The organism is Tenacibaculum singaporense (assembly GCF_003867015.1).
In the GTDB taxonomy this organism is placed as follows: Bacteria; Bacteroidota; Bacteroidia; order Flavobacteriales; family Flavobacteriaceae; genus Polaribacter; species Polaribacter singaporensis.
Map to the genome: position 1 here is coordinate 1,830,485 of NZ_CP032548.1, position 12,811 is coordinate 1,843,295.

Genomic DNA, 12,811 nt, shown 5'->3' on the forward strand with positions numbered 1-12,811 from the left:
ATATGAAGTACGCAAAAAATATATTAGAAACTATTGGTAACACACCTTTAGTTCAATTAAACTCAGTAACAAAAGAAGTAGATGCTTTAGTATTAGCTAAAGTAGAAACGTTTAATCCAGGAAACTCTGTAAAAGACCGTATGGCATTGAAGATGATTGAAGATGCCGAAGCAGATGGTCGTTTAAAGCCAGGAGGTACTATTATTGAAGGAACTTCAGGAAATACAGGAATGGGATTAGCCTTAGCTGCTATTGTAAAGGGGTACAAGTGTATTTTTGTAATTTCTGATAAGCAGTCTAAAGAAAAAATGGATATTCTGCGTGCAGTTGGGGCAGAGGTAGTTGTTTGTCCTACAAATGTAGAACCAGATGATCCTCGTTCATATTATTCAGTATCTAAGCGTTTAGGTGAAGAAACACCAAACTCTTGGTATGTGAATCAATATGACAACCCGTCAAATGCACAAGCACATTATGAACAAACAGGACCAGAAATTTGGGAACAGACCGATGGTAAAATAACACATTTTGTTGTTGGAGTAGGAACAGGAGGAACGGTTTCAGGTACTGCTAAGTTTTTAAAAGAAAAGAACCCAAATATTAAAATTTGGGGAGTAGATACGTACGGATCTGTATTTAAAAAATATCACGAAACAGGTATTTTTGATGAGAATGAAATCTACCCATATATCACTGAAGGTATTGGTGAAGATATTTTACCTAAAAATGTTGATTTTTCTTTAATTGATGGATTTACAAAGGTAACTGATAAAGATGCTGCTATTTACACACGCAGAATAGCTAAGGAAGAAGGAATTTTTGTAGGGAATTCAGCAGGTTCAGCTATTAAAGGATTATTACAGTTAAAAGACGAGTTTAAACCTGATGATGTAGTGGTAGTGTTATTTCACGATCATGGAAGTCGTTATGTAGGAAAAATGTTTAATGACGATTGGATGCGTGATAGAGGTTTCTTAGAAGAAGAAATTACTACAGCAGAAGATTTAATTAAAGATCATATAGATAAACCATTAGTAACTGTTCAAACAGAAGAATTAGTATCGCATGCTATTGAAAGAATGCGTGCATTTAAAATATCACAGATTCCTGTAAGAGACGCAAATGGATTTGTAGGTTCAGTAGATGAATCAGCATTATTACATAGTTATTTAGAAGATAAAAATATAGCAGAAAAGCCTATTAAAGATGTAATGGGGAGAGCATATCCTACAGTTAAAAAATCGGCTTCTATTGATGAGGTATCTAAGTTAATAAACAAAGAAAGTCAAGCAGTTTTAGTTGATTTAGAAAATGAAAAACATCACATCATTACAAAATATGATATAATTAGAGCTATTTAAAATTAACATCTCTAAAGAGAGTAAAAACAGGAAGCCCGCTCAATTGAGCGGGCTTCTTTGTTAATCAACTAATTCAAATAATTTACACAATGAAAACAATGTTACTTGCTTACGGTATTGTTGTTTCCAATATCTGTGCCAAAATTATAAATAAAAAGGCGTACTTTATTTAATTTTTAATTATTTGACATTTTTTTAACGTTAAACCGTTAAAAAGTTAAGAATATTTTAATTTAAGGTTAGCTAGCGTGTTTGTGTGCTTTATATGAAGAACGTACTAAGGCACCGCTTTCTACATACATAAAGCCCATTTCTAATCCTAATGTTTCGTATTTTTTGAATTGTTCTGGTGTTATGAATTGCTTAACAGGTAAATGTTTTTTACTAGGTTGTAAATATTGACCGATAGTAATAACATCTAATCCAACACCACGTAAGTCTTTCATCGTTTGTATTACTTCGTCTTCTGTTTCTCCTAAACCAAGCATAATTCCAGATTTAGTACGCATTCCGTTTTCTTTTAGGTATTTTAAAACACCTAAACTACGATCATATTTAGCTTGAATACGAACTTCACGTGTTAAACGACGTACTGTTTCCATATTGTGAGAAACTACTTCTGGAGCTACTTCAATAATACGGTCTAACAATTTTTCGTTTCCTTGAAAATCAGGAATAAGAGTTTCTAAAGTAGTATTCGGATTAGCTCTACGAATAGCCTGTACTGTTTCAGACCAGATGATAGAGCCTCCATCTTTTAAATCATCACGGTCAACCGAAGTAATTACCGCATGTTTAATATTCATTAATTTAATAGAACGAGCTACTTTTTCAGGTTCATCCCATTCAACGGTATCTGGGCGCCCAGTTTTAACACCACAAAACCCACAAGAACGTGTACAGATGTTACCTAAAATCATAAAGGTAGCAGTACCTTCTCCCCAACATTCCCCCATGTTTGGACAGCTTCCACTAGTACAAATGGTGTTCAGTTTATATTTATCAACTAGTCCTCTTAGTTCTGTGTATTTTTTTCCTACAGGTAATTTTACACGTAACCATTTTGGTTTTTTCGTTCTTTCTGGTGTTGCTACAGTTTCGTTTGCCATTCCATAAAAATTGAACTGCAAATTTACGAAGAAAAGATTTATAAACTAAGTAAAAACCAAATACTAAATCCGAATAAAAAAACAATACCGATAAGGCTCAAAATACGTAAACCTATATTTGGTCTGTATTTTTTTGGAGTGTGCTTACCAGTAATTAAAATGTAGTTTAGAATGGCATAAAAAGGAGCAGTTAAAAAAGATAAAACTGTGGCTATTCGTACAAGAAATACCATATCACTTAAAAAATAATATAAAATAATAGAGGTTCCAAGTGTTAACAATACTAACCAAAACCAATAGCCTAATTTTATTGTTTTCGGAAAAAGTAAAAAAGAAGATTTTTCCATAGCTCTTGGAGAAGCATCTAATGTTGTAATGGTGGTGCTAAACATAGTTGTAAAAGCTGCAACCCCAATGAATACAGAAGAAAATTCACCTAAGTTTTTTGTGTATAAATTTATTAGTTGAGAAGCAAAAACAGTTCCTTTACTAGAGAATGATTCTCCCGACTGATACATAACTAATGCACCTAGCATAACAAAACAAACCCCCAAAAATAAAGCTCCAATATATCCGACATTAAAATCAAAAATAGCTTGTTTAGGTTTTATTTTGATAAAAGTAGTTTTGTCTTTTTCTACTGACCATAAAGAGTGCCAAATAGAAATATCTAACGGTGCAGGCATCCAGCCAAGGAAGGCAATTAAAAAGGTTACCTGTGCTGTTCCACTTGGTATTATTTGTTGAAAACTGAAGCCTTTATCAGTTTTAACTAATGCAATGTTAACGGCTACTATAGTGCTAATGGTTAAAATAGCAATAATGTATTTCATTAAGTTATCTAAAAACTTGTATTTACCTATACCTAATAGAATAATACTAACGAGCATAATGAGTACAGACCACGCAACTAAATCAAGCGAAATACCAAAAAGATTAGAGGCTAAACTAGCTGTAACAATAGTAACAGCTGCTTGTATGGTAAACATAGTAGCAAGATTTAAGATAAAGTAGCTGATTAAAACTCCTTTACCGAGTCTTTTATAACCATCTAAAAGTGTTTCCCCTGTTGCTGTAGCATATCGAGGACCAAATTGAAAAAAAGGATATTTGATAATGTGTACTAGGAGTAAAGCCCATAGTAAACCAAAGCCAAAATCCGCACCAGCTCTAGTTGATTGCACTAAATGAGAAACACCTATGGCAGCACCAGCAAATAATAGTCCAGGGCCTAATAGGTTTAAGAGAGATTTTTTCATGAAAAAGAGAGCTTAAAAGTTTAAATAGTCACCATCTTTTAACTTTTCAAACAAAGTTTCTAGATGCTTTTTTTCTTCTCTTTTTGGTTGAAATTCTTTTTTATGTAGATATTTTCTTGTTGCATTAAACTGTAAAATCATAAAGTTTTGATTTTTATGGTTTTGCAATTTATGATTTCTTTATTATTTCAGCTAATAATTTTTTTGCACGTAATAATTTTACTTTCACATTATTTATCGGTTCCCCAATGTGCTCAGAAATTTCTTTATAACTTAATTCTTGAAAGTAACGAAGGTTGATGACATCTTGATACTTTGGTTTTAATTTTTTAATGTCCTTTAGAAGTTTTGCTAAGTTTTGTTCAGTAATAATTTTGTCTTCAGGAGAAGGAGCATCATCAACAACAGCATACACTTCTTTTTCTTGTTCTTCAGTTGTTTGTGTATATATGGTAGATTTTTTCTTTCGAAGAGAATCGATGTATACGTTTTTAGAAATTGTAATTAACCAAGTTTTAAACTGATAGCTTTCATCAAAAGTTTCAATTCTGTCAAAAGCTTTGGAAAAAGTTTGAATAGTAATATCTTCAGCATCGTTATCATTTTTAGTTTTTTTAAGCTGAAAAGCGTACACAGTTCCCCAAAAAGTATCTAACAAATAATTAAAAGATATTTGATTTCCTTTTTTTGCTTGTTGAATGTGGTGGAGTACTTTTTCTTGATTTATTTCCAATGCTTAGGTTTCGAAATTTGATTTGATATAAAGATACTAATTTGAAGCAATACTATACAAATATCAAGGAATGGTAATAAGAAAACAAAATTTTCTTAATGGACATTTCCAAGATAGAAATGTTGAATAAATATACTACCTGTAGAGTTATAACTACTACAAAAGTGTAGATAGTATTTTAAATATTATAAAAAAAGTAAATAGTTAAGCGGTGCTTACTTAGTTATGTTGAGGCTCATTACAAGTATCAAACTGGTCAGGGGTTTTACCACAAAATCCGCAAGCTTCACCGCTTTCGTTTAGCATTGGGTTTTGACTAGCACATGTACCAGCAAATTCCCCGTCTTTTTTTGCCCAAATTTTAATGGCAATTCCAGCAAATGCTAATGCTAATAATCCTATGGTAACAAAAATTAATTTCATGATGTATTGTTTTGTATTGCAAAGATACAAACTTCCTGTTTTTCTATATAAAATAAAGAGAGATTTATAAGGTTGTGACTTTTATGTGTTTGAGGGTCTTAATAATATAATCAATTAATTTAAAAACATGAATATGAAAAAATATTTTGCTGAATTCTTCGGAACATTTTGGTTAGTTTTCGGAGGTTGTGGTAGCGCAATTTTTGCAGCTGGTTTTCCTGAGTTAGGAATTGGTTTTGCAGGAGTAGCTCTAGCATTTGGTTTAACAGTATTAACAATGGCGTATGCTGTAGGACATATTTCTGGAGGTCATTTCAATCCTGCAGTTACCATTGGACTTTGGGTTGGTGGAAATCATACTGCTAAAGAAGTGGTGCCATATATTATTTCACAATTAATAGGGGCTGTGTTGGCAGCTTCTTTTTTATACTTAATTGTATCAGATAATGATGGTTTTGAGTCACTAGGAGGTTTTGCATCAAACGGTTATGGAAATTTATCTCCAGGAGGATATAACATTGGAGCGGCTTTCTTAACAGAGTTTTTATTAACTATGTTTTTCTTGCTAATTATTTTAGGAAGTATTCATAAAAATGCTCCGAAAGGTTTTGCTCCAATTGCAATTGGTTTAGGGTTAACTTTAATTCATTTAATTAGTATTCCTATAACGAATACATCTGTAAATCCAGCCCGTTCTATGAGTCAAGCATTGTTTGCAGGAGGAGATTACTTATCGCAGGTATGGTTGTTTTGGGTAGCACCAATTGTTGGGGCAATTGTGGGAGGTTTAATTTATAAGGCCCTGTTTGATAAAGAGTAGCAAAAGGAAGTAGAAATAAAAAAAGAGGTGTATTAATACACCTCTTTTTTTATTTAATAATATTGACTTCTATTTCTAGATCAATATTAAATTTGTCTTTAATAGTGTGTTGAATTTTTTGTACCAATTCATAAATTTCATTTCCTTTAGCACTTCCATAATTTACTAAGACTAAGGCTTGCTTTTCGTGGACTCCATAGTCGCCAAAACGCTTTCCTTTAAATCCACTTTGTTCAATTAACCAACCAGCTGGTACTTTAATTTCAGTATCAGAAATAACATAACTAGGAATATTAGGATACTTTTTCTGAAGTGTTTCAAAATGTTCTCTTGAAATTACTGGATTTTTAAAGAAACTACCACTGTTTCCTATTTCTTTTGGATCTGGTAATTTTGATTGACGTATGGCGATTACAGCATCAGAAATATCTTTAATAGTTGGATTTGTAATATCTTTTGAAGCTAACTCAGATTCAATAGCTCCGTAGGAAGTATTAAGTTTGTGATTGTTTTTAGTGAGTTGAAAACTTACTGAAGTCAACACATATTTCCCTTTGGCTTCGTTTTTAAAGATGGAATTACGGTATCCAAACTGACATTCTTCCGCAGAAAAAGAAACCAATTTTCCTGTTTCTATTTCAACAGCTTCTACTTTTGTGATAGTATCTTTTACTTCAACACCGTAAGCACCAATATTTTGGATAGGACAAGTACCTACATTTCCAGGGATTAGAGATAAGTTTTCCAGTCCACCATAGTTTTGAGAAACGCACCACAACACAAACTCGTGCCAGTTTTCACCAGCATTTACTGTTAGGTGAATATTGTTAGGGTTTTCTCTATCAATAGAAACTCCTTTAATGTCAATATGTACAACTAAAGTATCAATATCTTTGGTAAGTAACATGTTACTACCACCAGAAATTAAAAAGACATTTTTTTCTTCTTTTAAAAGCTGTTGTAGTTGGTATACAGAAGTAATAGAAACAAAACGTTTGGCATTTACATCAATGCCAAACGTGTTGTACTCTTTTAAAGATATGTTTTCTTGAATATTCAATTAACTATTATATTTTTCTAAGGCGATTTTTAATATCTCAACTGAACGTTTTAAATCGGCTTTGTTTAAAACATAGGCAATACGCACCTGATTTTTTCCTTCACCTTCGGTAGAATAGAATCCACTTGCAGGAGCTACCATTACCGTTTCATTATTATCGCTGAATTTTTCTAAAATCCATTGAGCAAAATCGTCACTGTCTTTTACTGGTAATTCAGCAACACAGTAAAAAGCACCTTTAGGATTGGCAACTTTTACTCCTTCAATTTTTTGTAACTCAGAAATTAAGGTATTTCTACGATCTTCATATTCTTCTATAACTTCATCAAAATAACTTTGAGGAGTATCTAAAGCGGCTTCACTGGCAATTAAGGCATAGGTTGGAGGGCTTAGACGCGCTTGAGCAAATTTAATAGCTGTTCCAATAAATTCTTCATTTTTAGAAACAATACAACCAATCCTTGCACCACACATACTGTAACGCTTTGATACAGAATCAATCATAATAGCATTTTGTTCTAATCCTTCTAAAGCCATTACTGAATTGTGCTTTTCACCATCGTATGTAAATTCACGATACACTTCATCAGCTATTAGAAACAAATCATGTTTTAATACAATTTGTTTTAGTTTTTCAATTTCTTCTTTGCTGTATAAATATCCAGTTGGATTTCCTGGATTACAAATTAAAATTGCTTTAGTTTTTGAAGTAATTAATTTCTCAAAATCTTCAATAGCAGGCAAAGCAAAGTTGTCTTCAATTTTAGAAATTACAGGAACAACATTTACTCCTGAAGCAGTAGAAAAACCATTGTAGTTAGCATAAAAAGGTTCGGGGATAATGATTTCATCACCTGGATCGGTAATACTACCAATAGTAAATAATAAAGCCTCTGAACCTCCTGTAGTAGCAATAATATTATTAGCCGTTACATGAATATCATTTTTAGCATAATAATTAGCTAGTTTGGTTCTGTATTCTTCTGAACCTTCAGATCTAGCATATGATAATACTTCAATAGTATTATTTTTTACTGCATCTAAAGCAACTTGTGGTGTTTTAATATCAGGTTGACCAATATTTAAATGATAAACTTTTGTTCCATTTTTTTTAGCAGCCTCAGCAAAAGGAACCAATTTACGAATTGGTGATTGAGGCATAGCATTTCCTTTACTAGAAATTGATGGCATTTTAATATAAATTAGTTGTTTGAAAAGCAAAATTGCGAAATATATTTGAGAGTATTGGAATGTTTATTGGAAAAAAAACGGTTAAAAAAATCATAAAAACCAGAATTTATAAAATGAAGATTGTATCTTTAAGTATATAACCATAAAACAAGTTCTTTTGAATAGATTATTACTATATTTTTTTACGCTTTTTTTTAGCGTATCTGCCTTTACTCAACAAAATTTTCAGTTTTTAGGCAAGGAAACTGATAAACAATCTTTAAGATTTCAATTAATTAATAATTTAGTAGTCATTCCCTTAGAAATTAATGGGCATCAGTTATCATTTATCTTAGATACTGGTGTAAATAAGACAATCTTATTTAACCTATCTTCTAAAGATAGTGTTGGCTTAAATAATGTAAAAAAGGTGTTTATAAGAGGTTTGGGGAGTGGGGAACCGGTAGAGGCCTTGTTTTCTAGAGGTAATAATTTTAGAATTAAAAACATTGCTAGTTCTAATAAAGGATTATATGTTATTTTAAAAGATGCTTTTGATATTTCTGCTAAAATGGGGACAACTATTCATGGTATTATAGGATATGATTTATTAAAAGACGTTATAGTTAAGATTAACTATATAAATAAACGGATTGACTTTTATAATCCAAAAACATATGATTTGAATATATGTAGTAAATGTGAAAGTTTTCCTTTACAATTTTATAGAAATAAACCATATATAGACGTTAATGTACAGGTAGATACAGTAACTAATAAAATGTTACCAGTAAAACTTTTAATAGATACAGGTGGTAGTGATGCTGTTTGGTTATTTGAAGGAACAAAAAAGGAGCTTAAAACACCTAAGAAGTTTTTTAAAGATATAATAGGGGAAGGGTTTAGTGGTACCATTTATGGTAATCGAAGTAGAGTTCCCAAAATTTCTATAGGGAAGTTTAAAATAGAAGAGCCAACAGTGTCTTTTTTAGATTCTTCATCAACATTTAATGCTAGAAAGTTTAAAGAGAGAAATGGTAGCATTGGTGGAGGAATTTTAAAACGCTTTAAAGTTTGGGTTGATTACCCAAATAAAAGGGTTGTACTTAAAAAGAATGCTTCATTAAAGAAAGGTTTTTATTATAATATGAGTGGTTTACACATAGTGTATGATGGACAAGAATTAATAAAAGAAAAAGCAGCAACTAAATTAGCAGATATCTACAATTCAAATAATCAAACACCTAAAGGGAATGTAATTTCTTTAGTGAGTACATATTTTTATCGTTTTAAACCTAAGTATAAAATAGATAAAGTAGTAGAAAGCTCACCGGCTTTTAAAGCAGGGATTCAAGTAGGTGATGTAATAAAGAGAATTAATGGAAAGGCGGCACATGAATATCATTTAAATGAAATTATAGATATGTTCCATACAAAACCAGGTAAAAAAATAAGGATCGAAGTAGAAAGGGGAGGGGTTAAGCTTAAATTTATGTTTAAGCTAGAACAAAGGATATAAAAAAAGCTCAACATTTGTTGAGCTTTTTTTATATGTATAGAATAAGTTTTTAGCTGTCACTTACTGTACTTTTCTCTTTAGCTGGAGTAGCATCTTTAACGATAAATCCTTTAATTTTAACTCTTTTTCTTTTGTTTTTAGCATTTGAAATAACAGTTAAAGTCTTAGAGAAACCACCTAATCTTTTTGTATCGTAAGAAACTTCAATTTGTCCTTTTTTACCAGGCATAATTGGTTCTTCAGGTTTAGTAGGTACTGTACATCCACAAGGAGATACGATATCCTTAATAATAATAGGAGCATCACCTATGTTTGTGAATTCAAATACGCGTTTTCCTTCAGACCCATAAGCTATTTTTCCATAGTCAATAGTTTCAGTTTCAAATTTAAATTCTTGAGCGCTTACTGTTAAGGTAATAAAGCAAACAGCGATAAATGATAAAATTGTTCTCATAATGTTAAAAATTAATTTTTTAGGGTATTAACCGCTACAAATTTAGTATTATTTCTTTAAGTTCTAAAAAAACAACCTCTAATTTTCTGTACCTCATAGATAGTTGTATTTTTGCTAATCAATTTTCAAAAACAATGCCAAAGGTTAAAAAATGTTAAATTATTAACCATAAAGATATACATAACATATGAATATTCCATCAAAATATAATTCTAAAGAAGTAGAAGGAAAATGGTACGATTACTGGATGAAGCACAATTACTTTCATTCAGAAGTAGATGAACGCGAACCCTATACAATTGTTATACCGCCACCAAACGTTACAGGAGTATTACATATGGGGCATATGTTAAATAATACAATTCAAGATGTGTTAATTCGTCGTGCTCGTTTACAAGGAAAAAATGCGTGTTGGGTTCCAGGTACTGACCACGCCTCAATTGCTACTGAAGCAAAAGTAGTAGCAAAATTAAAAGAACAAGGTATTGATAAAAATGATTTAACTCGTGAAGAATTCTTAGCGCATGCTTGGGAATGGAAAAATGAGTATGGAGGAATTATTTTAGATCAGTTAAAAAAGTTAGGAGCTTCTTGTGATTGGGAACGTACTGCATTTACGATGGATCCTGCATTGTCAGAATCAGTAATTAAGGTATTTGTAGATTTATATAATAAAGGGTTAATTTACCGTGGATATCGTATGGTAAATTGGGATCCAGAAGCAAAAACTACACTTTCTGACGAAGAAGTTATCTACGAAGAACGTCAAGGTAATTTATATTACTTACAGTACGATATAGTAGGTTCTGATGAAAAAGTAACTATTGCAACTACACGTCCTGAAACTATTTTAGGAGATACAGCTATTTGTATCAACCCTAATGATGAGCGTTTCACACATTTAAAAGGAAAGAAAGCAATTGTACCTTTATGTAATAGAGAAATTCCGATTATAGAGGATGAGTATGTTGATGTTGAGTTTGGTACAGGTTGCTTAAAAGTAACTCCTGCACACGATGAAAATGATAAAACCTTAGGAGATAAGCATAACTTAGAAGTAATCGATATTTTTAATGAAGACGCTACCTTAAATTCTTTTGGATTACATTATGAAGGAAAAGACCGTTTTGTTGTTAGAAAGGAAATATCTAAAGAATTAGAGGAGAAAGGTTACTTAGTTAAAACAGAAGTTCACACTAATAAAGTTGGAACTTCAGAAAGAACGAAAGCGGTAATTGAACCAAGATTATCGGATCAATGGTTCTTAAAAATGGAAGAGTTGGTAAAGCCAGCTATTGAAGCTGTATTAGGAGAAGATAGAGAAGTGAAGTTATTCCCAAAAAAGTTTGAAAATACATACCGCCACTGGATGGAAAACATTCGTGATTGGAATATTTCTCGTCAATTATGGTGGGGACAACAAATTCCTGCTTTCTATTTTGGAGATGGAAAGGAAGATTTTGTAGTAGCTGAAAATATTGAAGATGCAGTAAAATTAGCCCAAGAAAAAACAGGGAATACATCATTAAGTGCTTCTGATTTAAAACAAGATCCAGATGCGCTAGATACTTGGTTCTCTTCTTGGTTATGGCCAATGTCGGTTTTCGATGGAATTCGTAATCCAGAAAATGAAGAAATAAAGTACTACTATCCAACCAATGATTTAGTAACTGGGCCAGATATTTTATTTTTCTGGGTGGCACGTATGATTATTGCTGGATATGAATACAAAGATGAACGTCCGTTTGAAAATGTATACTTAACAGGATTAGTACGTGATAAGCAACGTAGAAAAATGAGTAAATCCTTAGGGAACTCACCAGATGCTTTAAAGTTAATTGAAGATTTTGGAGCTGATGGAGTACGTGTAGGGTTGTTATTAAGTGCCGCAGCAGGAAATGATTTATTATTTGATGAAGATTTATGCCAGCAAGGAAAAGGATTTGCTAATAAGATATGGAATACCTTCCGTTTAATTAAAGGGTGGGAAGTAGATGAAAGTTTAGCACAACCAGAAACGGCTAAAATAGGATTAGCTTGGTATGAGGCTAAGTTTAATAAAGTGTTGTTAGAAATAGAAGATCACTTTAGTAAGTACCGTTTATCAGATGCGTTAATGGCAATTTATAAATTAATTACTGATGATTTTTCATCATGGTTATTAGAAATTGTAAAACCAGGATACCAACAACCAATTGATGCAGAAACTTATAAGGCTGTAATAGAGGTGTTAGAGAATAATTTAAAAGTATTACATCCATTTATGCCTTTCTTAACAGAGGAAATTTGGCAACACATTACAGAAAGAACTCCTGAAGATGCATTAATTATAGCTAAATATCCAACAGTAGGAGAAACAAATGAAGAATTGATAACGAATTTTGAATTTGCTACAGGGGTTGTCTCAGGAATTAGAACAATTAGAAAAAATAAAAACATTTCGTTTAAAGACGCGGTTGAATTGTCTGTTGTAAATAACGAAAACTTTACAAAAGAATTTGATGTAGTAATTAAAAAGTTAACGAATGCTTCAGAAGTTAACTATGTTTCTGATAAAGTTGATGGAGCAGCATCTTTTCGTGTAAAATCAAATGAATATTTTGTTCCAATTTCATTAGATACAATCGATGTAGAAGCAGAAATAACTAAGCTAAATGCAGAGTTAAAAAGAGCAGAAGGCTTTTTAATAGGAATTCAAAAGAAGTTGTCTAATGAGCGATTTGTAAGCAATGCACCAGAGCAAGTAATAGCCCTAGAACGTAAAAAAGAATCAGATACATTAGCAAAAATTGAAACGATTAAAGCGAGTTTAACTTCGTTGCAATAAAGAAAGTAAATCTAGATTAATAAAAAATCCGCTGTAAACTTACAGCGGATTTTTTTTATAATCGTTTTTGAGAATT

Annotated in this window: 12 protein-coding genes; 4 read left to right on the forward strand and 8 right to left on the reverse strand. The window is 31.7% G+C overall.

Annotation, left to right across the window (positions count from 1 at the left end):
- Nucleotides 1-2: 2 nt before the first annotated feature.
- Nucleotides 3-1,361 (forward strand): pyridoxal-phosphate dependent enzyme, encoded by a 1,359-nt coding sequence (locus D6T69_RS08115; protein ID WP_125067269.1) that lies wholly within the window; start codon nucleotides 3-5, stop codon nucleotides 1,359-1,361.
- Nucleotides 1,362-1,600: 239 nt separating this feature from the next.
- On the opposite strand, the gene lipA is transcribed toward D6T69_RS08115, so the two are convergent.
- From lipA to D6T69_RS08135, 5 genes are all read right to left on the reverse strand, one after another.
- The gene (gene lipA, locus D6T69_RS08120) at nucleotides 1,601-2,470 is read right to left on the reverse strand and encodes a lipoyl synthase (protein WP_125067270.1); all 870 of its coding nucleotides are present in this window, start codon (nucleotides 2,468-2,470) and stop codon (nucleotides 1,601-1,603) included.
- Between the two features lie 38 nt (nucleotides 2,471-2,508).
- The gene (locus tag D6T69_RS08125; protein ID WP_125067271.1) at nucleotides 2,509-3,729 is read right to left on the reverse strand and encodes an NRAMP family divalent metal transporter; all 1,221 of its coding nucleotides are present in this window, start codon (nucleotides 3,727-3,729) and stop codon (nucleotides 2,509-2,511) included.
- Between the two features lie 12 nt (nucleotides 3,730-3,741).
- Nucleotides 3,742-3,870: a hypothetical protein gene (locus D6T69_RS16180; protein ID WP_262706656.1), complete on the reverse strand. Its 129-nt coding sequence runs from the start codon at nucleotides 3,868-3,870 to the stop codon at nucleotides 3,742-3,744.
- Between the two features lie 28 nt (nucleotides 3,871-3,898).
- Nucleotides 3,899-4,462 (reverse strand): RNA polymerase sigma factor, encoded by a 564-nt coding sequence (locus D6T69_RS08130; protein WP_125067272.1) that lies wholly within the window; start codon nucleotides 4,460-4,462, stop codon nucleotides 3,899-3,901.
- Nucleotides 4,463-4,681: 219 nt separating this feature from the next.
- The gene (locus tag D6T69_RS08135) at nucleotides 4,682-4,885 is read right to left on the reverse strand and encodes a membrane or secreted protein (protein WP_099216576.1); all 204 of its coding nucleotides are present in this window, start codon (nucleotides 4,883-4,885) and stop codon (nucleotides 4,682-4,684) included.
- A 133-nt stretch (nucleotides 4,886-5,018) separates the two neighbouring features.
- Between D6T69_RS08135 and aqpZ the strand changes: the two genes are divergently transcribed.
- On the forward strand, nucleotides 5,019-5,705 hold the full coding sequence (gene aqpZ, locus D6T69_RS08140; RefSeq protein WP_125067273.1) for an aquaporin Z: 687 nt from the start codon (nucleotides 5,019-5,021) through the stop codon (nucleotides 5,703-5,705).
- Nucleotides 5,706-5,754: 49 nt separating this feature from the next.
- Here the strand turns inward: aqpZ and murB are convergent, their stop codons facing one another.
- Together murB and D6T69_RS08150 are read right to left on the reverse strand one after the other, a co-directional pair.
- Complete coding sequence (murB, locus tag D6T69_RS08145) at nucleotides 5,755-6,765, reverse strand: UDP-N-acetylmuramate dehydrogenase (protein WP_125067274.1); 1,011 nt, start codon at nucleotides 6,763-6,765, stop codon at nucleotides 5,755-5,757.
- Nucleotides 6,766-7,956 (reverse strand): pyridoxal phosphate-dependent aminotransferase, encoded by a 1,191-nt coding sequence (locus D6T69_RS08150; protein ID WP_125067275.1) that lies wholly within the window; start codon nucleotides 7,954-7,956, stop codon nucleotides 6,766-6,768.
- A gap of 157 nt (nucleotides 7,957-8,113) precedes the next feature.
- Between D6T69_RS08150 and D6T69_RS08155 the strand changes: the two genes are divergently transcribed.
- Nucleotides 8,114-9,454 (forward strand): aspartyl protease family protein, encoded by a 1,341-nt coding sequence (locus D6T69_RS08155; RefSeq protein ID WP_125067276.1) that lies wholly within the window; start codon nucleotides 8,114-8,116, stop codon nucleotides 9,452-9,454.
- Between the two features lie 49 nt (nucleotides 9,455-9,503).
- On the opposite strand, the gene D6T69_RS08160 is transcribed toward D6T69_RS08155, so the two are convergent.
- Nucleotides 9,504-9,908 carry a DUF1573 domain-containing protein gene (locus tag D6T69_RS08160; RefSeq protein ID WP_099216580.1) on the reverse strand — a complete coding sequence of 135 codons (405 nt, stop codon included), beginning with the start codon at nucleotides 9,906-9,908 and terminating at the stop codon, nucleotides 9,504-9,506.
- Between the two features lie 187 nt (nucleotides 9,909-10,095).
- On the opposite strand from D6T69_RS08160, the gene D6T69_RS08165 reads away from it, so the two are divergent.
- Complete coding sequence (locus D6T69_RS08165) at nucleotides 10,096-12,735, forward strand: valine--tRNA ligase (protein ID WP_125067277.1); 2,640 nt, start codon at nucleotides 10,096-10,098, stop codon at nucleotides 12,733-12,735.
- Nucleotides 12,736-12,811 lie beyond the last annotated feature (76 nt).

Excerpts from the sequence above, each read along its gene's own strand:
- D6T69_RS08115 (WP_125067269.1), top strand. The coding sequence starts at position 3 with ATGAAGTACGCAAAAAATATATTAGAAACTATTGGTAACACACCTTTA.
- lipA (WP_125067270.1), bottom strand. The coding sequence starts at position 2,470 with ATGGCAAACGAAACTGTAGCAACACCAGAAAGAACGAAAAAACCAAAA.
- D6T69_RS08125 (WP_125067271.1), bottom strand. The coding sequence starts at position 3,729 with ATGAAAAAATCTCTCTTAAACCTATTAGGCCCTGGACTATTATTTGCT.
- D6T69_RS16180 (WP_262706656.1), bottom strand. The coding sequence starts at position 3,870 with ATGATTTTACAGTTTAATGCAACAAGAAAATATCTACATAAAAAAGAA.
- D6T69_RS08135 (WP_099216576.1), bottom strand. The coding sequence starts at position 4,885 with ATGAAATTAATTTTTGTTACCATAGGATTATTAGCATTAGCATTTGCT.
- aqpZ (WP_125067273.1), top strand. The coding sequence starts at position 5,019 with ATGAAAAAATATTTTGCTGAATTCTTCGGAACATTTTGGTTAGTTTTC.
- D6T69_RS08150 (WP_125067275.1), bottom strand. The coding sequence starts at position 7,956 with ATGCCATCAATTTCTAGTAAAGGAAATGCTATGCCTCAATCACCAATT.
- D6T69_RS08160 (WP_099216580.1), bottom strand. The coding sequence starts at position 9,908 with ATGAGAACAATTTTATCATTTATCGCTGTTTGCTTTATTACCTTAACA.
- D6T69_RS08165 (WP_125067277.1), top strand. The coding sequence starts at position 10,096 with ATGAATATTCCATCAAAATATAATTCTAAAGAAGTAGAAGGAAAATGG.